The sequence below is a fragment of the Streptomyces sp. NPDC101490 genome (genome assembly GCF_044767145.1).
Taxonomy (GTDB): Bacteria; Actinomycetota; Actinomycetes; order Streptomycetales; family Streptomycetaceae; genus Streptomyces.
Genome location: NZ_JBIWNI010000022.1, coordinates 37,852 through 56,677, shown reverse-complemented (window position 1 = coordinate 56,677; position 18,826 = coordinate 37,852). Strand labels below are relative to the sequence as shown.

Annotated in this window: 15 protein-coding genes; 9 read left to right on the top strand and 6 right to left on the bottom strand. The window is 72.9% G+C overall.

Annotated features, from left to right (window positions below):
• Positions 1–84 precede the first annotated feature (84 nt).
• From ACIRQY_RS29235 to ACIRQY_RS29225, 3 genes are read left to right on the top strand one after another with little or no spacing between them, the layout of a single operon-like run.
• Complete coding sequence (locus tag ACIRQY_RS29235; protein ID WP_403930756.1) at positions 85–324, top strand: hypothetical protein; 240 nt, start codon at positions 85–87, stop codon at positions 322–324.
• Position 325: 1 nt separating this feature from the next.
• Positions 326–2,467 carry a 4-alpha-glucanotransferase gene (malQ, locus tag ACIRQY_RS29230; protein ID WP_403930754.1) on the top strand — a complete coding sequence of 714 codons (2,142 nt, stop codon included), beginning with the start codon at positions 326–328 and terminating at the stop codon, positions 2,465–2,467.
• A gap of 20 nt (positions 2,468–2,487) precedes the next feature.
• Positions 2,488–2,715: a hypothetical protein gene (locus ACIRQY_RS29225; protein WP_351791975.1), complete on the top strand. Its 228-nt coding sequence runs from the start codon at positions 2,488–2,490 to the stop codon at positions 2,713–2,715.
• A gap of 206 nt (positions 2,716–2,921) precedes the next feature.
• Here the strand turns inward: ACIRQY_RS29225 and ACIRQY_RS29220 are convergent, their stop codons facing one another.
• Positions 2,922–3,434 carry a MarR family winged helix-turn-helix transcriptional regulator gene (locus ACIRQY_RS29220; RefSeq protein WP_403930752.1) on the bottom strand — a complete coding sequence of 171 codons (513 nt, stop codon included), beginning with the start codon at positions 3,432–3,434 and terminating at the stop codon, positions 2,922–2,924.
• Positions 3,435–3,575: 141 nt separating this feature from the next.
• On the opposite strand from ACIRQY_RS29220, the gene ACIRQY_RS29215 reads away from it, so the two are divergent.
• The 3 genes from ACIRQY_RS29215 to alc all read left to right on the top strand — a co-directional run bounded on the left by ACIRQY_RS29215 (position 3,576) and on the right by alc (position 7,136).
• On the top strand, positions 3,576–4,613 hold the full coding sequence (locus ACIRQY_RS29215) for an EamA family transporter (protein ID WP_403930750.1): 1,038 nt from the start codon (positions 3,576–3,578) through the stop codon (positions 4,611–4,613).
• Between the two features lie 259 nt (positions 4,614–4,872).
• Positions 4,873–5,790, top strand: coding sequence for a LysR family transcriptional regulator (locus ACIRQY_RS29210; RefSeq protein ID WP_403930748.1), 918 nt, complete (start codon positions 4,873–4,875; stop codon positions 5,788–5,790).
• 209 nt (positions 5,791–5,999) lie between these two features.
• Positions 6,000–7,136, top strand: a complete 1,137-nt coding sequence (alc, locus tag ACIRQY_RS29205) for an allantoicase (protein WP_351791963.1) — start codon at positions 6,000–6,002, stop codon at positions 7,134–7,136.
• A 198-nt stretch (positions 7,137–7,334) separates the two neighbouring features.
• Here the strand turns inward: alc and pepN (ACIRQY_RS29200) are convergent, their stop codons facing one another.
• Both pepN (ACIRQY_RS29200) and ACIRQY_RS29195 read right to left on the bottom strand, forming a co-directional pair.
• Positions 7,335–9,908 carry an aminopeptidase N gene (gene pepN, locus ACIRQY_RS29200; RefSeq protein ID WP_351791961.1) on the bottom strand — a complete coding sequence of 858 codons (2,574 nt, stop codon included), beginning with the start codon at positions 9,906–9,908 and terminating at the stop codon, positions 7,335–7,337.
• Positions 9,909–10,061: 153 nt separating this feature from the next.
• Complete coding sequence (locus ACIRQY_RS29195) at positions 10,062–11,078, bottom strand: aspartate-semialdehyde dehydrogenase (RefSeq protein ID WP_403930746.1); 1,017 nt, start codon at positions 11,076–11,078, stop codon at positions 10,062–10,064.
• A gap of 391 nt (positions 11,079–11,469) precedes the next feature.
• On the opposite strand from ACIRQY_RS29195, the gene ACIRQY_RS29190 reads away from it, so the two are divergent.
• Together ACIRQY_RS29190 and ACIRQY_RS29185 are read left to right on the top strand one after the other, a co-directional pair.
• Complete coding sequence (locus ACIRQY_RS29190) at positions 11,470–11,937, top strand: NUDIX hydrolase (protein ID WP_403930744.1); 468 nt, start codon at positions 11,470–11,472, stop codon at positions 11,935–11,937.
• Positions 11,938–12,080: 143 nt separating this feature from the next.
• Positions 12,081–13,232: a serine hydrolase domain-containing protein gene (locus ACIRQY_RS29185; RefSeq protein ID WP_403930742.1), complete on the top strand. Its 1,152-nt coding sequence runs from the start codon at positions 12,081–12,083 to the stop codon at positions 13,230–13,232.
• Positions 13,233–13,236: 4 nt separating this feature from the next.
• On the opposite strand, the gene ACIRQY_RS29180 is transcribed toward ACIRQY_RS29185, so the two are convergent.
• Both ACIRQY_RS29180 and pepN (ACIRQY_RS29175) read right to left on the bottom strand, forming a co-directional pair.
• Complete coding sequence (locus tag ACIRQY_RS29180; protein ID WP_403930740.1) at positions 13,237–14,241, bottom strand: hypothetical protein; 1,005 nt, start codon at positions 14,239–14,241, stop codon at positions 13,237–13,239.
• A gap of 300 nt (positions 14,242–14,541) precedes the next feature.
• Positions 14,542–17,088 carry an aminopeptidase N gene (pepN, locus tag ACIRQY_RS29175; RefSeq protein ID WP_403930739.1) on the bottom strand — a complete coding sequence of 849 codons (2,547 nt, stop codon included), beginning with the start codon at positions 17,086–17,088 and terminating at the stop codon, positions 14,542–14,544.
• A gap of 149 nt (positions 17,089–17,237) precedes the next feature.
• On the opposite strand from pepN (ACIRQY_RS29175), the gene ACIRQY_RS29170 reads away from it, so the two are divergent.
• The gene (locus ACIRQY_RS29170) at positions 17,238–17,873 is read left to right on the top strand and encodes a DsbA family protein (protein ID WP_403930736.1); all 636 of its coding nucleotides are present in this window, start codon (positions 17,238–17,240) and stop codon (positions 17,871–17,873) included.
• A 175-nt stretch (positions 17,874–18,048) separates the two neighbouring features.
• On the opposite strand, the gene ACIRQY_RS29165 is transcribed toward ACIRQY_RS29170, so the two are convergent.
• Positions 18,049–18,693, bottom strand: a complete 645-nt coding sequence (locus tag ACIRQY_RS29165) for a superoxide dismutase (protein WP_351791942.1) — start codon at positions 18,691–18,693, stop codon at positions 18,049–18,051.
• Between the last annotated feature and the right edge of the window lie 133 nt (positions 18,694–18,826).

Genomic DNA, 18,826 nt, shown 5'->3' with positions numbered 1-18,826 from the left:
GCTTCGCCCGGTTCGTTCCGGCGAGGTGACGTCACTTCGTCACGTTCCGCCGGTAGAACGAGGAGCGGTGGGTAGGGCTCAGTCGTGACCCAGGTCCCACCTGTCGAGACGAATCGGGAGACCCCCGTGACCACGACCGCCCACCACCTCGGACGGATACGGATTCCGCAGCAGGCACGCACCGGCGAACCGCTCACCAGCGAGCCCCCGCTCCCCGACGCGGCTCCCCTCACCAGCGAACCGCCGCTCACCACGGCGGCCCCCCTCACCAGCGAAGCCGCCGCCCCCGGCAGCGCGGGCGGCGCGGAGTCCCCCGGAGTGTGAAGTGACCCTGGCCCGTCTCGCCGCCCGTCACGGCGTCGCCACCGCCCACAGCCCGTCCGAAGGCGTCACCGTGCCGGTGCCGGAGGCGACCGTCGTCGCCGTCCTCGGCGCCCTCGGCGTGGACGCGGCCACCCCGGAGGAGGTCGCCGCCGCCCTCGAAGCGGTGGAACGGGCCGACCGGGAGCGCCTGCTGCCCCCGACCCTGGTCCGGTGGCGGGACACGGAGCCGGTCCACCCCCCGGCCGACCTGCCGCCCGGCACCCGGCTCCGGGTCACCACCGAGGACGGCACCGTCGTCACCGGCCGGGACTGGCAGCGGCTCCCCCTCGGCGTCCACACCGTCGAGGCGCGGACCCCCGACGGGCGGACGGCCACCGCCACCCTGATCGTGAGCCCCGCGCGCGTGCCCGCCCCCGGCCACCGCTCGTACGGGCTCCTCGTCCAGCTCTACTCGCTGCTCTCCACCCGCTCCTGGGGCATGGGCGACCTCGGGGACCTGCGCGAACTCGCCACCTGGGCGGGCCGCGTCCACGGCGCCGGGTTCATCCAGGTCAACCCCCTGCACGCGGGCGTGCCCGGGGCGCCGAGCGACCCCTCCCCGTACCGCCCCTCCTCCCGCCGCTTCCCCGACCCCGTACACCTGCGGATCGAGGAGGTCCCCGAGTACGCGCTGGTCGGCCCCGAGCGCCGGGAGGAACTCGACGGCATCCTCACCGAGGCCGCCGAACTGCGCGAACGGGTCCTCACCAAGGGCGCGCCCGTCGACCGGGACGCGGTGTGGGAGGTCAAGCGGCGGGCCCTGGAACTCGTCGTCGCGGACGTGGACCTCGGCCCCGGCAGGCGCGCCGACTTCCAGGCCTTCCTCGCCGCCCGGGGCCGCGCCCTGGAGGACCACGCCACCTACCAGGCCCTCGCCGAGCGCCACGGACCCCACTGGCGGAGCTGGCCCGAGGCGCTCCGCGACCCGCGCACGGCCGAGACCGCCGTCCGCGAGGACCCCGTCCTGGCCGCCCGGACCGACTTCCACTGCCGGCTCGCCTGGCTGACGGACCGGCAGCTCGCCGCCGCCGCCGAGGCCGCCCGCGAGGCCGGGATGGCGGTCGGCATCGTCCACGACCTCGCGGTCGGCGTCCACCCGGAGGGCTCCGACACCTGGGCCCGCCGGGGCGACTTCGCCACCGGCATGTCGGTCGGCGCCCCGCCCGACGCCTTCAACGCGCGCGGCCAGGACTGGGGCCTGCCGCCCTGGCGCCCCGACGCCCTCGCCGCCACCGGCTACGCCCCCTACCGGGGACTCCTGCGCGAACTCCTGCGCCACGCGGGCGCGCTGCGCATCGACCACGTCATGGGTCTCTTCCGGCTCTGGTGGGTGCCGGAGGGCCGCGAGCCCACCGAGGGCACGTACGTCCGGTACGACGCCGACGCGATGCTCGCGGTCCTCGTCCTGGAGGCCCACCGCGCCGGGTCCCTCGTCATCGGCGAGGACCTCGGCACGGTCGAGCCGGGCGTCCGCGAGGAACTCGCCCGGCGCGGAGTGTTCGGCACCTCCGTGCTCTGGTTCGAACGGGACTGGGCGGGCGGCGGGCGCCCGCTGCCACGGGACGCCTGGCGCACCGCGTGCGTGGCCACCGCCACCACCCACGACCTGCCCCCGACCGCCGCCCGGCTCTCCGGCGACCACGTCACCCTGCGGCACCGGCTCGGGCTGCTCACCGGTGACCTGGAGCGCGAGCGGGCGGCGGACGCGGCGGAGACCGCCGAGTGGCTCGGTCTGTTCCAGCGGCTCGGGCTGCTCCCGGAGGGGCCGGGCGACGAGGAGGCCGAGATCGTCGCCGTCCACCGGTTCCTGCTGGACACCCCGGCCCGGATGGTGGGGGTGTGGCTGCCGGACGCGGTGGGGGACCGCAGGCCGCAGAACCTGCCGGGCACCTGGGACGAGTACCCCAACTGGCGGCTGCCGCTGGCCGGTCCGGACGGGCAGCCGTTCACCCTGGAGCGGCTCGCGGCCTCGCCCCGCGCGCACGCGCTGCTGCGCGAACTGCACGCGCGCACCACGGCCCCGGACGCCCCGGGGGCTTCCGCGGACACCCCCGCGACCGGGCGGAACGCCCGTACGGCACCCCCGGGCGCGCGGTCCGATTAGGTGTTCGCTACGTTTGCACCGTGGACAAGAAGAACGCTCTGCGCGCCGGCTCGATCGCGGCCGGTACGACGCTGATGATGCTGCTCATGTCGTCCCCCGCGCTCGCGCTCACCCGCGACGACGGCGACGACCCGGCCCCCAAGCTGGAGGTCATCGAGACCCTCGGCCTGTTCGTCGCGGCACCGCTGGTGCTGTTCCTGGTGATCGCCGGTCTGGTGATGGTGCTCGACAAGTCCAAGAAGGTCTGACCACCGCCTCCTCCGCTCCGCCGAGGGCGCCGCACGGCACCGATGTGCCGTGCGGCGCCCTCGCGCGCGTCCCCGGGCTTTCCCGGCGGCTCCGGCCCCCCGCCCCACAATCTCCCGCCCGGCGCGTCCACCGGACCTCCGCCGGTTGCCCCGCCGACTCCTGACCGGCGCTCCACCGGCCCCCGCCCGGTCCGCCCCGCTCGTCCTCAGACCGAGGACGCCAGCAGTTTGCGCAGCAGGCCGGTCAGTTGCGCCGCCTCCTCGTCGGTGAGCGCGCCCTCCACGGCCGCCCGCTGCTCCGCGAGACCCGCCTCCACGGCCCGGTCGACCAGTTCCCTGCCGCGCTCGCTGAGGGTGACCCGCAGTCCCCGGCGGTCGTTCGGGTCCGGGCTGCGGGTGAGCAGTCCGGCCTTCTCCAGCTTGTCGAGTCGGCCCGTCATCCCGCCGGTCGTGATCATCAGCGTGGCGGTCAGCTCGCGCGGCGAGAGCGTGTACGGCTCCCCGGACCTGCGCAGGGTGGCGAGCACATCGAACTCCCCGAGGGCCATGCCGTAGGGCGCGTACGCCTTGTCGACCCTGCCGCGCATCGCGTTGGCCAGGCGGTAGATCCGCCCGAAGACCGCCATCGGCACGGTGTCCAGGTCGGGGCGGACCACCGCCCACTGGTCGGCGATGGCGTCGACGGCGTCATGGGCCGGTCCGGGGTTCTTCGTCTCCATGCGCACAGTCTCCTCTCTCCGCAGACTCGATGGCAAGAAAGCCACTTGCAAGCAAGTAGCTTAATGGTAAGTTAATTACTGCCAAGCCGGTCCGGGTCCGTGAGGGACCGGCGCCGCATCCGTGTCAGGGGGGAACCCGTCATGTCCCGCAAAGCAGCAGTCGTCGCGCTGACCGCCCTCGCCCCGATCTCCTGGGGCTCCACCTACTTCGTCACCACCGAGTTCCTGCCGCCCGACCGGCCGCTCTTCACCGGCCTGATGCGCGCCCTGCCCGCCGGACTCCTCCTCCTGGCCCTCACCCGCAAGCTCCCCCGGGGCGCCTGGTGGTGGAAGTCGGCGGTCCTCGGCGCCCTCAACATCGGCGCCTTCTTCCCGCTCCTCTTCCTCGCCGCCTACCGGCTCCCCGGCGGGGTCGCCGCCGTCGTCGGCTCCGTGGGCCCGCTCCTCGTCGTCGGTCTCGCCGCCCTCTTCCTCGGTGACAAGCCCACCGCGAAGTCCCTGCTCACCGCCATCGCCGCCGCCTTCGGCGTCAGTCTCGTGGTGCTCAAGGCCGGAGCCGCCCTCGATCTCGTCGGCGTGGTCGCCGGACTGCTCTCCGCGCTCTCGATGTCGGCGGGTGTCGTCTTCACCAAGCGCTGGGGCCGCCCCGAGGGCGTCGGCGCCCTCGCCCTCACCGGCTGGCAGCTCACCGCAGGCGGTCTGGTCATCCTGCCCGTCGCCTTCCTGGTCGAGGGCGCCCCGCCCACCCTGACCGGCGCCAACCTGGCCGGATACGCCTACCTCGCCTTCGGCAACACCGCGATCTCGTACTTCCTCTGGTTCCGGGGCATCGAGCGGCTGAGCGCCTCCTCGGTCACCCTCCTCGGCCCGCTCTCCCCGATCACGGCCGCGATCATCGGCTGGGCCGCCCTCGGTCAGGCCCTCGGCCCGGTGCAGCTGCTCGGCATGGCCATCGCCTTCGGTGCCACCCTCGCGGGCCAGCTGAGCCCCCGCACCCGGAAGGGCGGAGAGGCCGGGAACACGGGGAAGGACCGGGCCGAGAAGGACGAGAAGGACGGGAAGGTCGTGGAGGCGGCCCCGGAGGCCCGCGCCGTCGCAGCGGACCGACCGTTCAGCCCGGCTGAAGAGAGCGGTCGGAAAGTTTCGATCGACCTGGAGGTCTCGGCGGTGCGACGGTAGGCCACCGGCCGGGAGGAACCCGATGGCCCCGCTGGACCCACCGACCGCCCCGAGCAGTGACACCGAAGAGCCGGCGACCGCGCGGAACCGCGCGCGGGACGCCGGCCTCGGCGTTCCCTTCGCCCCCTCGGCGCATCGCCCCCTCGCGCCCTCGGCGCCCTGCGCACGGCGCTGATCCCCGGCGGGGTCGTCCTGGCCTGCGCGCCCGGGGAACGCACCTCCGTGCCCGGGGAACGGCACGGGGGATAGGTTGCGCCCCATGACCGAGTGGGACGTCAAGAAGCTCCAGATCCTCCGCACCCTCCGCGACCGGGGCACCGTCACCGCCGCCGCCGAGGCCCTCCTCCTCACCCCTTCGGCCGTGTCGCAGCAGCTCACCAACCTCTCCAGGCAACTCGGCGTACGGCTCCTTGAGGCCCAGGGCCGCCGGGTCCGGCTCACCGACGCCGCCCATCTGGTGCTGCGGCACGCGGAGGTGGTGTTCGCCCAGCTGGAGCGCGCCGACGCCGAACTCGACGGCTATCTGCGGGGCGAGGCGGGCCAGGTGCGGGTGGCGGCCTTCTCGACCTCCGTGACCGCGCTCGTCGTGCCCGCCGTACGGCAACTGCGGGCCGCGCACCCCGGGCTCGACGTACGCGTCCGGGAGGCCGAGGCGGCGGAGGCGTACGAACTCCTCACGGCGGGCCAGGTCGATCTGGCGCTCTCGCTCGCCGCCCACGCGCCCTCCGCCCGCGACCCCAAGTTCAGCCGGGTGCCGCTGCTCGCCGACCCGCTCGACGTGGCCCTGCCCGCCGGACACCCGCACGCCGACGCCCCCGGCCTCCGGCTCGCCGACCTCGCGGCGGAACCCTGGATCTTCGGCGGCTCCGGACCCTGGTCGGAGATCACCACGGCCGCCTGCGAGGCCGCCGGGTTCGTACCCGAACAGGCCCACAGCGCCTCCGGCTGGACCGCGATCCTCGCCATGGTCGAGGCGGGCATGGGCATCGCCCTCGTCCCCCGGATGGCGGCGGCGGAGCGCCGGAGCGGCACCGGGGTCGTCATGCGGGTCCTCGCCGCCGACCAGCCCCGCCGCCATGTCGTCGCCGCCGTGCGGCGCGGCGCGGAGGAGGGCCCCGCCGTGGCCCGGGTGCTCACGGCCCTCCGCCAGGCCGCCGCCGCCCGCGAGACGGTCTGATCCGCCGGACCGCCCCACGGCCCCCCGGCCGCACCGGCTCCCGCCTTCCGGCGCACCCCGCCCCGCCCCCGACGCACCGGCCCCGCTCACCCCTCCCCGCCCCTCCCCGCCTCCCCGCCCCTCCCCCCCACAGACCTTTCAGAAGAACTGAAAAGCATCCTCGAAAACATTCGATGGACCGAAGATCCGGGGCGCGGGAGAGTCGGGGCATGAGCAGCCTCGAAGCGAACGCCGCGCCCCAGGACGACCCGCACGCCAACGACGCCGCCCCCTACGCGGGCGGTGACCCGTACGCCGACTACCGCGCCGGTGACTTCCCCTTCACCGAACTGGTCGACCTCGCCGACCGGCGGCTCGGCGGCGGGGTCGTCGCCGCCAACGACGAGTTCTTCGCCGAGCGGGAGAACCTCCTGGTCCGTGAGCGCGCGGTCTTCGACCCGGAGCACTTCGGCCACAAGGGCAAGATCATGGACGGCTGGGAGACCCGCCGCCGCCGGGGCGCCGACGCCGAGAACGTCTTCCCCGCCCCCGGGGACCACGACTGGGCGATCGTCCGCCTCGGCGCCCCCGGCGTGATCCGGGGGATCGTCGTCGACACCGCCCACTTCCGGGGCAACTACCCGCAGCGGGTGAGCGTCCAGGCCACCTCCGTGGAGGGCTCGCCCACCCCCGGGGAACTGCTCGACGCGAAGTGGGAGGAACTCGTCCCGCCCACCCCCGTCCGGGGCCACGCGGCCAACGGCTTCGAGATCACCGCCGAGCGCCGCTGGACCCATGTGCGGCTCTGCCAGCACCCGGACGGCGGCGTCGCCCGCCTCCGCGTCCACGGCGAGGTCGTCCCCGACCCCGAGTGGCTGGAGCTGCTCGGCACCCTCGACCTGATCGCGGTGCTCAACGGCGGTTCGTACGAGGACGCCTCCGACCGCTTCTACTCCTCGCCGACCCAGATCATCCTGCCCGGCACCTCCCGCAAGATGGACGACGGCTGGGAGAACCGGCGCCGCCGGGTGCGCGGCACCAACGACTGGGTGCGCTTCCGGCTCGCCGCGCAGGGCGCGGTCCGCGCCGTCGAGATCGACACCGCCTGCCTCAAGGGCAACTCGGCGGGCTGGATCGCCCTCCAGGGCCGCAACGGCGAGAACGGCGAGTGGTTCGAGATCATCCCCCGGACCAGGCTCCAGCCCGACACCCTGCACCGCTTCAAGCTGCCCGCCCACGCCGTCGTCACCCACGTCCGGCTGGACGCCTTCCCCGACGGCGGGGTCGCCCGGATGCGGCTGCACGGGGCACTGACGGAGCAGGGCGCGGCCGGACTGCGCGCCCGGTTCACGGCGCTCGGCGGCTGACCGGACCGGAAGCCTCCGCCCCGCTGACCGGACCGGAAGCCTCCGCCCCGCTGACCGGGCCGGAAGACCTCCGCCCGGCGGAGCGGCCGCGCGCCGACGCCCGCCCGCCGGGCGGACTCCAAGCCCGAAGGGGCGCCCCCCCCGAGGGAGGGCGCCCCTTCGTCGTGTCCTACGGGACACGGGATGCTGGATGCGGGACTACTGGGCGGCCGCGTCCGCCGCCTGCGCCTTCAGGGCGCGCTCGACGCCCGCGCGGCACTCCGTCACCAGACGCCGCAGCGCCGGGGCCGGAGCGTGCTCCGCGATCCACGCGTCGGTGGCGTCCAGCGTCTCCCGGGAGACCTGGAGCGCCGGGTAGAGGCCGACCACGATCTGCTGGATCATCTCGTGGCTGCGGGTCTCCGAGACGCCCTTGATCGCCGCGAAGTACTTCTCCGTGTACGGGGCGAGCAGCTCGCGCTGGTCGGACTGGACGAAGCCGCCGATGACGGCCTCCTGCACCGCGTTGGCCAGCTTGTCGTCCTCGACGACCGAGGCCCAGGCCTCCGCCTTCGCCGCGTCCGTCGGACGGGCCGCGCGGGCGGTGGCCGCGTGCCGCTCGCCCGCCGCCGTCCGGTCGCGCTCCAGCTCGCCCGCGATCTCCGTCTCGTCGTAGACGCCGGTCGCCGCGAGGCGCTGCACGAACGCCCAGCGCAGCTCGGTGTCGACGGCCAGGCCCTCGATCGTCTCGCGGCCCTCCAGGAGGGCGGCGAGCAGGTCGAGCTGCTGCGGGGTGCGCGCGGTCGCCGCGAAGGCCCGCGCCCAGGCCAGCTGGTGGTCGCTCGCGGGCTCGGCCGCGCGCAGGTGCGCCAGGGTCGCTTCGGTCCAGCGGCTCAGGCCCGCCTCGCGCCACTCCGGCGCCGCGTACAGGTCCACGGCGGCCTTGGCCTGGCCCTGGAGCGACTGGACGACGCCGATGTCGGACTCCTTGCCGACGCCGGAGAGCACCAGCTCCAGGTAGTCGCGGGTGGCCAGCTCGCCGTCGCGGGTCATGTCCCAGGCGGAGGCCCAGCACAGGGCGCGGGGCAGGGACTCGGCGAAGTCGCCGAGGTGCGCGGTGACGTTCTGCAGGGACACCTCGTCGAGGCGGACCTTGGCGTACGACAGGTCGTCGTCGTTGAGGAGGACCACGGCCGGGCGGCGCTTGCCGTGCAGCTGCGGCACGGGGGTCAGCTCGGCGGCGGCGATGTCGAGTTCGAGGCGCTCCACCCGGACCAGCTTGCCGTCCGCGTCCAGGTCGTAGAAGCCGATCGCGATCCGGTGCGGACGCAGGACGGCCTCGCCCTTGGCGCCCGCGGGCAGCGCGGGGGCCTCCTGGCGGACGGCGAAGGCGGTGATCGAGCCGTTCTCGTCGGTCTCGACCTCCGGGCGGAGGATGTTGATGCCGGCGGTCTCCAGCCACGCCTTCGACCAGGTCTTCAGATCGCGTCCCGAGGTCTCCTCCAGGGCGCCGAGGAGGTCGGAGAGGCGGGTGTTGCCGAAGGCGTGCGCCTGGAAGTAGGCCTGGACGCCCTTGAAGAACTCGTCCTGGCCGACGTAGGCGACGAGCTGCTTGAGCACGCTGGCGCCCTTGGCGTACGTGATCCCGTCGAAGTTGACGAGCACGTCCTCCAGGTCGTTGATCTCGGCCATGATCGGGTGCGTGGACGGCAGCTGGTCCTGGCGGTAGGCCCAGGTCTTCTCCGCGTTGGCGAAGGTGGTCCAGGCGTTCGGCCAGCGGGTGCCGGGCACCGACGCCTGGCAGGCGACGGAGGTGTAGGTGGCGAACGACTCGTTCAGCCACAGGTCGTTCCACCACTCCATGGTCACGAGGTCGCCGAACCACATGTGGGCCAGCTCGTGCAGGATGGTCTCGGCGCGCCGCTCGTACGCCGCGTCCGTCACCTTCGAGCGGAAGACGTACTGGTCGCGGATGGTCACCGCGCCCGCGTTCTCCATCGCGCCCGCGTTGAACTCGGGCACGAAGAGCTGGTCGTACTTGGCGAACGGGTAGTCGTACGCGAACTTCTCCTGGAACCAGTCGAAGCCCTGCCGGGTGACGTCGAAGATGTGGTCGGCGTCCAGGAACTCGGCGAGCGAGGGACGGCAGTAGATGCCCAGCGGGACGCTCTGGCCGTCCTTCTCGTACGAGGAGTGGACCGAGTGGTACGGGCCGACGATCAGCGCGGTGATGTACGTGGAGATGCGCGGGGTCGGCTCGAAGACCCAGACGTCGTCCTTGGGCTCCGGCGTGGGCGAGTTGGAGACGACCGACCAGCCGCTCGGCGCCTTCACGGTGAACTGGAAGGTCGCCTTGAGGTCGGGCTGCTCGAAGGAGGCGAAGACGCGGCGGGCGTCCGGCACCTCGAACTGGGTGTAGAGGTACGCCTGGTCGTCGACCGGGTCGACGAAGCGGTGCAGGCCCTCTCCGGTGTTCGTGTACGCGCAGTCGGCGACGACCCTCAGTTCGTTCGGTCCCTGGCGCAGGTGCGCGAGGGCGATCCGGGAGTCGCGGAAGACGGCGGCGACGTCGAGCGCGTGGCCGTTGAGGACGGCCTCGTGGACGGCGGGTGCGACGAGGTCGATGAAGGTCGAGGCATGGGCCTCGGCGGAATCGAAGCGGACGGTGGTGACGGACCTGTAGGTGCCGCCCTCCTGTGCGCCGGAGAGGTCGAGTTCGACCTCGTACGCGTCCACGGTCAGCAGCGCGGCGCGCTTCTGGGCCTCTTCACGGGTCAGGTTTGTGCCAGGCACCCGGTCATCTCCTCGGTTTCGTGACGTTTGGGCCATCCTTCCACGCCCCGGTGCGGGGGCGCACGGCACATTTCGGCGTCCCGGCCCCGGTCAGCGGACGCCGGAGGGGCGGCCGCCCGGGTCCGGACGGCCGCCCCTCCGGGGACGTGCGGTTCAGCCCTTGAGCTCGGCCGCGACCAGCTCGGCGATCTGCACGGCGTTCAGCGCCGCGCCCTTGCGCAGGTTGTCGTTGGAGACGAAGAGCGCGAGGCCGTTCTCGACGGTCTCGTCGACCCGGACGCGGCCGACGAAGGAGGCGTCCTTGCCCGCGGCCTGGAGCGGGGTCGGGATCTCGGACAGCTCGACGCCCTCGGCGTCGCCGAGCAGCTCCAGGGCGCGCTCGACGCCGATCGGGCGCTCGAAGCGCGCGTTGATCTGGAGGGAGTGGCCGGAGAAGACCGGGACGCGGACACAGGTGCCGGAGACCTTCAGCTCCGGGATCTCCAGGATCTTGCGGGACTCGTTGCGGAGCTTCTGCTCCTCGTCGGTCTCGAAGGAGCCGTCGTCGACGATCGACCCGGCCAGCGGCAGCACGTTGAAGGCGATCGGACGCCTGTAGACGCCGGGCTCGGGGAAGTCCACGGCCCCGCCGTCGTGGGCGAGGGCGGCGGCGCCCTCGGCGACCGCCTTGATCTGGCCGTCCAGCTCGGCGACACCGGCGACGCCCGAGCCGGAGACGGCCTGGTAGGTGGTGGCGACCAGCGCGGTCAGACCGGCTTCCTGGTGGAGCGGCTTGAGGACCGGCATGGCGGCCATCGTGGTGCAGTTCGGGTTGGCGATGATCCCCTTGGGGCGGTCCTTGACCGCGTGCGGGTTGACCTCGGAGACGACCAGCGGGACCTCGGGGTCGCGGCGCCAGGCGGAGGAGTTGTCGATCACGACGGCGCCCTGGGCGGCGACCTTCTCGGCGAGGGCCTTGGAGGTGGCGCCGCCCGCGGAGAACAGGACGATGTCCAGACCGGTGTAGTCGGCCGTCGAGGCGTCCTCGACCGTGACGCCGTCCACGACCGTGCCCGCCGAGCGGGCGGAGGCGAAGAGCCGCAGCTCGTCGAGGGGGAAGTTCCGCTCGGCCAGGATCCTGCGCATGACTGTGCCGACCTGACCGGTGGCTCCGACGATTCCGACCTTCACGGGGACTCCTCCGTACGTGTGTGCAGGCTGCTGCCGGTCCATGATGCGTATGTCCCGGTACGCCTTGTCCAATCCATTGTCCAAGGGCCGGGACGATGAGGGCGAGCGCCGGACGGAGCACTTCCGTGCGGGCGCGGCACGGGGACGCCTCCGTGCGGGCGCGAGCCCTCGCTCCCGGTCGCCCCCGGGTCGCCCCCGCCCGGGTCGGCCCCGGCCGCCGCCGGACCGCGACCACCGGCGCCGGAGTGGCGAGCGTCACCCTCCGGCCGCCGCCCTCTCGGCGTTTATCGGCCTTCTCGCCGCCGCCCGCGCCGGGCCCTCCGCCGCCCCGCCCTGAGCCGCCCGGGCCACCGGCCGTGCCCGTCCCGCGACCGGGCCCTAACCTCGTTCCATGAGGCAGGACTTGAGAGTGGCGGCCTACGCGGTGTGTGTCCGCGACGGTGAGGTGCTGCTGGCCCGCTGGGTGGCCAGGGACGGCACGAAACGGTGGACCCTGCCCGGCGGCGGCATGGACCACGGCGAGGAACCCGTACGGACCGTGGTCCGGGAGGTCGAGGAGGAGACCGGCTACCTCGCCGAGCCCACCGCCCTCCTCGGCATCGACTCCGTCCGTGTGAAGCGGCTCCGCCGCTTCCGCGCCCCCGGCGACTTCCAGGGCCTGCGGATCGTCTACGAGGCCCGGATCACCGGCGGTGAGCTGCGCGACGAGACCGGCGGCTCCACCGACCGGGCCGCCTGGCACCCCCTCGACACCGTCCCCGGGCTGCCCCGGGTCGCCCTCGTCGACATCGGCCTCGACCTCTGGCGGGAACGGCCCCCGGCGGGCCGCTCCCGGCTCGCCGGGCAGACGGACGACTGACCCCTCGGGGCCCGCCGGAGCGCCCCCTGGGCCGAACGGCCGAAACACACTCAACCGTCCCACCGCCGCTCAACCCTCCCGCCCGGCCCCGGAGTCCTCCCCCGCGACCGCACTTCAGGCACGACAGCCTCAGGGGAGCCCGCATGACCGCCGTACGCACCACCCGTACCGTCCTCGCCACCGTCCTGGCCGCGGGGATCGCCGCCACCGCCCTCGCGGCCCCCGCGTTCGCCGCGGCACCGGCCGCACCGGTGAAGGGTGACCACACCGCCACCCAGCGGGCGCTCCAGGCCGCGGTCGACGCGGGAGTGCCCGGCGCCGTCGCCCAGGCCCGCGACGGACGCTCCTCCTGGACCGGCACGGCGGGCGAGCGCGGCGGCGACGACCGCTTCCGGGTCGGCTCCATCACCAAGACCTTCACCTCCACCGTCCTCCTCCAGCTCCAGGCCGAGGGCCGGATCGACCTCGACGACCCGGTCGACAAGTGGCTCCCCGGCGTCGTCGAGGGCAACGGCCACGACGGCCGGAAGATCACCGTCCGGCAGCTGCTCAACCACACCAGCGGCATCTACAGCTACACCAGCGACCCCGCCTTCCAGCAGAAGGTCTTCGGCCTCGGCTTCCTGCAGCACCGCTACGACACCTGGACCCCGGCGCAGCTCGTCTCCGTCGCCATGGCGCACCAGCCGGACTTCGCCCCCGGCACCGGCTGGAACTACTCCAACACCAACTTCGTCCTCGCGGGCATGGTCATCGAGAAGGTCACCGGCCGCCCCTACGGCAAGGCCGTCGAGAACCGCATCATCAAGCCCCTCAAGCTCCGCTCCACCAGCGTCCCCGGGACCCGCTCGGCCATGCCCCGGCCCAGCAGCCCGGCGTACTCCACGCTCTCCGAGGACGTGAACGCCCCGGTCCACGACGTCTCCACGCTCAACCCGAGCATCGCGGGCGCGGCCGGCGAGATGATCTCCGACGCCCGCGACCTCCAGACCTTCTACCGCGCCCTGATCACCGGCAAGCTGCTCCCGAAGGCCGAGCAGCGGGAGCTGACCACCACGATCCCGCTCTCCGCCGAACTCCCGGGCCTGGGCTACGGCCTCGGCCTGATGAAGCAGAAGCTCAGCTGCGGCAAGGAGGTCTGGGGCCACGGCGGCGGCATCCACGGCTCCTCCTCCGAAGCCGTGGTCACCAAGGACGGCCGGCACTCGCTGGCCATGAACTTCAACGCCGACTGGACGGGCGACAGCCAGGCCGTCCTGGAGGCCGAGTTCTGCGGCACCGCTCCGAAGGCCTGACCGGTCACCGGGGCAGGACGACGATCCACGCGGCGGGCCGCCGGTCGGACGCGGCCATCAGGGCCGTACGCACCACGGTGGCCTGCTGGTCCATCGCCTCGCGCAGCTTGCGCGGGGTCAGATGGACCACCGTGACGCCGAGCCGCTCCAGGTGCTCCCGCTTGCGGGTGTACGCGGACCACAGCGCGTCGTCGTCCTGACGGGGCGCCCGGGTGTCCAGCTCCACCGCGACCGCCTGGTCGGGCCAGTAGGCGTCCACCCCGCCCAGGTGCGGGCCGTCCGGCAGCCGCAGATCCACGTTCCACAGCGGTTCCGGCAGGCCGAACCCCCGCACCATCTCGTACAGGCGCTCCTCGGACCGTGACCGTCCCTCGGTCAGCAGGGCGTCCACCGCGTCCACCACGTGCGGCCGGGTCAGCAGCCGGGCCCGGTTCAACTCGCGCACCACCGCGCCCGGTTCGCAGTGGCCGCCGTGCACGGCCTCGGTCAGGAGACACCGTACGGTCTCCGCGTCCGAGAGGCCGGACACCGCGTCGGCGACCGCGCGGGCCACCGGGGCGACGGGGACGCCGGTCGGCTCCAGCGGCTCCGGGGTCTCGGCGGCGCGCACGACCCGCACCCAGCCGGTCGAGCGCAGCCGCCGGGTGCGCGGCACCAGGACGTCGATCCGGTCGAGGGCGGCGAGCGGGGGAGCGGAGGCGAAGCCGTGCAGGGCGAGCGCGGCGAGCCCGGTGATCATCGGGTCCGGGTCCCGGGGCGGTACGGCCCCGGGCCTGCGGGCGTAGAGCAGGGCGGCGCGGAGCCGGTCCTCGCCGGTGGGCGGGCCCGGCTGGAGCAGGAAGACACCGGGCAGCAGCTGCTGCCAGCCGCCGGGACGGCAGCGGGCGGCGACCTCCCCGGCCGGAATGCCCAGGGACCTCAACTGGGCTGCGGACGCGAGCCGTTGCGTCCGCCCGGTGCGCGAGGAGAGCGGGAGCGGGCAGGGAGTGAGGGGGGTGTCGTGGTTCATGCCGGGGGTCTTCCGCTTCCGAAGGCTCCCCTAACCCCTGTTACACGCCCGTCGACAATTGAGGACAACCTCGCCCTAAAGTACGCGCGTTCGACTGCCGATGAGCGTCCGGCCGGACGGCTCCGGGCACGCGCGCGGACGGATCCGGGCGCTTGGCCGGGCGCCCCGGGGCACCCGGCCGTACGACCCGGGCGTCCGGGAAGCCGTAGACGCCGGGGCCGTACACGCCGGAGGGGCCGGGGCCGCACACGCCGGAGGGGGCCGGTCCGCGCGTGCGGACCGGCCCCCTCCGGGCGGGGGTCAGGCCGCCCGGCCGTCGCACTCCTGCGCGCGCAGCGCCCGCGCCAGGTCGTCCCGCGCCTCCAGGACCAGCCGCCGCAGCGCCGGGGCGGCCGAGGCGTGCGCCGACAGCCAGTCGTCCGTCGCCGCGAGGGTCGCCTCGTCGTCCTGGAGCCCCGGGAACAGGCCCCGGACCACGTCCATGCCGATCTGGATCGACCGCTCGGCCCACAGCCGCTCGATCACCGCGAAGTACTTCTGCGCGTAGGGCGCGATCAGCTCCCGCTGCGAGGGCTGGACGAAGCCCGCGATCGTCGCCTCCACCAGCGCGTTCGACAGGGCGTCGGACTCGACGACCTGCGCCCACGCCTGGGCCTTGACGGCGGCCGAGGGCCGCGAGGCCAGCAGCCGCACCTGGTGGCGCTTGCCCGTCGCGGTGTCGTCCCGGGCCAGCTCCGCCCCGATCCGCTCCTCGTCCGCCAGGCCGTGCGCGGCGAGCGGGGAGAGCAGCGCCCAGCGCAGCTCCTGGTCGACGTCGAGACCGTCGATCTTCGCCGTGCCGTCGAGCAGCCCTTCCAGGAGCTGGAAGTCGGCGTCGGAGGACGACGTCGCGGCGAAGAACCGCGCCCAGGTCAGCTGGTGCTCACTGCCCGGCTCCGAGAGCCGCAGCTCCCGCAGCCCGCCCTCGGCGAGCAGGCGCCCGCCCTCCTCGCGCCACTCCGGGGCCGCGTAGAGGGTGACGGCGGACTTCGTCCAGGCGTGCACCATCTGGAGGACGCCGATACCGGTCTCGCGGCCCGCGAAGGCCAGTGCGACCGAGACGAAGTCACGGGCGGGCATCAGACCGTCGCGGGTCAGGTTCCACAGCGCCGACCAGCACAGCGCGCGGGCCAGGGGGTCGCTGATGTCGCCGAGGTGGGCGCGCAGGGTGGCGAGCGACTCCTCGTCGAAGCGGATCTTGCAGTAGGTGAGGTCGTCGTCGTTGACGAGGACCAGGTCGGGCCGCTCCTCGCCCGCGAGGTCGGCGACGACGGTCCGGGCGCCGGTGATGTCGGTCTCGGACCGCGCGTAGCGGACGAGCTCCCCGTCGACGAGCCGGTAGAGGCCGACGGCGGCGCGGTGCGGGCGCAGCTCGTCGCCCTCCTGGAGGACGGCCAGCTCGGTGATCCGGCCCTCCGCGTCGAGGGTGACGGCCGGGGCGAGGGTGTTCACCCCGGAGGTCTGGAGCCAGGACTTCGCCCAGGACCTCATGTCCCGCCCGGAGGTCTCCTCCAGGATCGTGAGGAGGTCGGCGAGCCGGGTGTTCCCGAAGGCGTGGCGCTTGAAGTAGCGGCGGGCGCCCTCCAGGAAGGCGTCCCGTCCGGCGTACGCGACGAGCTGCTTGAGCACCGAGGCGCCCTTGGCGTACGTGATGCCGTCGAAGTTGAGCTTGGCGTCCTCCAGGTCACGGATGTCGGCCGTGATCGGGTGGGTGGACGGCAGCTGGTCGGCGCGGTAGGCCCAGGCCTTGCGGTTGTTGGCGAAGGTCACCCAGCTGTCGCTGAAACGGGTGGCCTCGGCGTTCACGAAGGAGCCCATGAAGTCGGCGAAGGACTCCTTGAGCCACAGGTCGTCCCACCACACCATGGTGACGAGGTCGCCGAACCACATGTGCGCCATCTCGTGGAGGATGACGTTGGCCCGGCTCTCGTACGCGGCCTGGGTGACCTTGCCCCGGTAGATGTACTCCTCGCGGAAGGTCACCATGCCTGGGTTCTCCATCGCGCCGAGGTTGTACTCGGGGACGAAGGCCTGGTCGTACTTCCCGAAGGGGTACGGGTAGTCGAAGTTGTCGTGGAAGAAGTCGAAGCCCTGCTTGGTGATCAGGAAGACGTCGTCCGCGTCGAAGTGCTTCGCGAGCGACTTCCGGCACATCGCGCCGAGCGGGATCTCCAGCTCACCACGGGTGTAGCTGTCCGTCACGTAGTGGTAGGGACCGGCCACGACACAGGTGATGTACGTGGAGATCGGCGCGGTCTCGGCGAACCGCCACACGCCCCCGGCGTCCCGCTCGCCCGCGCCGTTCGACCAGACCGTCCACTCCTCGGGCGCGGTCACCGAGAAGCGGTACGGGGCCTTGAGGTCGGGCTGCTCGAAGTTGGCGTACACCCGGCGCGCGTCGGCGGGCTCGTACTGCGTGTAGAGGTAGACCTCGCCGTCCTCCGGGTCGACGAAGCGGTGCATCCCCTCGCCGGTACGGCTGTAGGCGCACCGCGCGTCCACCACCAGGACGTTCTCGTCGGCGAGGCCGTCGAGCGCGATCCGGGCGCCGTCGAAGACGGCCGAGGGGTCGAGGGAGCGCCCGTTGAGGGTGACCGAGGTCACCGACGGGGCGATCAGGTCCACGAAGGTGCTCGTGCCCTCGCCGGTGCGGCGGAAGCGGATCGTGGTCTCCGAGCGGAAGGTGCGCACCTCCTCGGCCGAGTCGCCGACCGCCGAGCGGAGGTCGAGGACGACCTCGTACCCGTCGACGGACAGCAGCGCCGCCCGCTCGTGGGCCTCGTCGCGGGACAGATTCTCACCGGGCACGGTCACTCCTTCGTGGCGCGTTCGAAACAGGAGCGATTCTCCCATGTGCGGCTGTCGCCCGGGACACGGGAATGCCCCGGGGCGTCCCGGGGTTCCCTCCTTTCGGCGCACCACCCGCCGAAATTCCGACGGCCCCACCGAGGAGCGACATGTCCGAGAGCAGGACCACCGCCGATTTCTTCTTCGATCCGCTGTGCCCGTGGGCCTGGATGACCTCCCGCTGGATGATCGAGGTCGAGAAGGTGCGTCCGGTGGACGTGCGGTGGAAGGTCATGAGCCTGGCCGTCCTGAACGAGGACCGGCTGGACGAGGTGCCCGCCGAGTACCGCGAGATGCTGGAGACCCAGGCGTGGGGCCCGGTCCGGGTGGTCACGGCGGCCCAGCGGCTGCACGGCGACGAGGTCGTCGGCAAGCTCTACACGGCGCTCGGCACCCGTTTCCACAACAACGGCGAGGGCGTGACCCGCGAGGCGATCGTGGGCGCCCTGAAGGACGCCGGTCTGCCCGAGGACCTCGCGGACTTCGCCGACAAGGACACCTACGACACCGAGCTGCGCGCCTCCCACAAGGAGGGCATCGACAAGGTCGGCCAGGACGTCGGCACCCCGGTCGTCGCGGTGCCGGGCCCGGACGGCGACGAGGTCGCCTTCTTCGGTCCGGTCGTCACCCCGACCCCGCGCGGCGAGGCGGCGGCCCGGCTGTGGGACGGCACGCTGCTCGTGGCGTCCACACCCGGCTTCTACGAGATCAAGCGCACCCGGACGGCGGCTCCCAGCTTCGAGTGACCGGTCCCGGTGACGGAACGGAAGAACCCCCGCGATTCATGTCATCGCGGGGGTTCTTCTTCGTTCCGTCCGCAGGTGAAGGTTGAGAAGACGATCACGAGCAGGACGTGCGGGGGAGCCCCGTGGGGCCCGGACCGGCCCCGGACCGGTCAGGAGACCGGTCCGGGGGACCGGATCAGAAGGAGATCAGCGGTACGGAGGCCTTGGCGGCGTGGTAGCGCTTGCTCACGTCCTGCCAGTTGACGACCTGCCACATGGCGTCGATGAAGTCGACCTTCTGGTTCTTGTACTGGAGGTAGAAGGCGTGCTCCCAGGCGTCGAAGACGAGGACCGGGACGGAGCCCTGGCCGACGTTGCCCTGGTGGTCGTAGACCTGCTCGACGATGAGGCGGCCGCTGATCGGCTCGTACGCGAGGACACCCCAGCCGGAGCCCTGGGTGGTCGCGGAGGCCTTGGTCAGCTGGGCCTTGAACTTGGCGAAGGAGCCGAAGGACTCGGTGATCGCGTCCGCGAGGTCACCGATGCCGTCGGCGGCCAGCGGCTCGCCGCCGCCGCCCTCCTTCGGGCTGTTCATGTTGTTCCAGTAGATGGAGTGGAGGATGTGGCCGGAGAGGTGGAAGGCCAGGTTCTTCTCCAGGCCGTTGATCGCGCCCCACTGGTCCTTGTCGCGGGCCTCCTCCAGCTGCTCCAGGGTGTCGTTCGCGCCCTTGACGTACGCGGCGTGGTGCTTGTCGTGGTGCAGCTCGATGATCTGCGGATTGATCACCGGCTCCAGCGCCGCGTAGTCGTACGGCAGCTCAGGAAGTGTGTAGATCGCCATGTGCCCGGCCCCTTCGACTGCTCCTGCTTATTGCAACTTATATGCAGGTGCAGGCTAACAGTAGGTGCACTCCTTGTTGATCAGCCCTTCGCCCTAGGTCCCGTGTCGCACCCGGCCTCCGCCTCCGGCCCCG